Origin of the sequence: Mycobacterium sp. 852002-30065_SCH5024008 (genome assembly GCF_001665645.1) — a bacterium.
GTDB classification, from domain to species: Bacteria; Actinomycetota; Actinomycetes; order Mycobacteriales; family Mycobacteriaceae; genus Mycobacterium; species Mycobacterium paraffinicum.
In genome coordinates this window covers 1-502 of the sequence record NZ_LZSZ01000120.1, presented here as the reverse complement: position 1 = coordinate 502, position 502 = coordinate 1, and the positions used below count along the sequence as shown (strand labels likewise).

Annotated in this window: 1 protein-coding gene; it reads left to right on the top strand. The window is 70.3% G+C overall.

The window, feature by feature from the left end; all coding sequences use genetic code 11:
* A partial coding sequence (locus A5781_RS15730; protein ID WP_156624697.1) for a VWA domain-containing protein occupies window positions 1-502 on the top strand: 502 nt, incomplete at both ends.

Sequence of the window (502 nt, the reverse complement as noted above, 5' to 3'; positions counted from 1 at the left end):
ATGTGTGTATAAGAGACAGGCTCAGCCTGGCCCTGCTGACCACCGCGATGGCCGGGCCGACCTCCGACGTCCGGATCCCGCTGAACCGCGCGGTCGTCATGCTGGTCATCGACGTGTCGGAGTCCATGGCCTCCACCGACGTCCCGCCCGACCGGCTGACCGCCGCCAAGGAGGCCGGCAAGCAATTCGCCGACGAGCTGACGCCGGCCATCAACCTGGGGCTGGTGGAGTTCGCGGCCAACGCCTCGCTGCTGGTCTCCCCGACCACCAACCGCGCGGCCGTGAAGGCGGCGATCGACAACTTGAAACCGGCCCCCAAGACCGCGACGGGTGAAGGCCTCTTCACCGCGCTGCAGGCCATCGCGACGGTCGGCTCGGTGATGGGGGGCGGCGACGGCCCGCCGCCGGCGCGCATCGTGCTGGAGTCCGACGGCAAGGAGAACAAGCCGTCCAACCCCAGCGATCCGCATGACGGGGTCTACACCGCGGCGCGGCTGGCCCG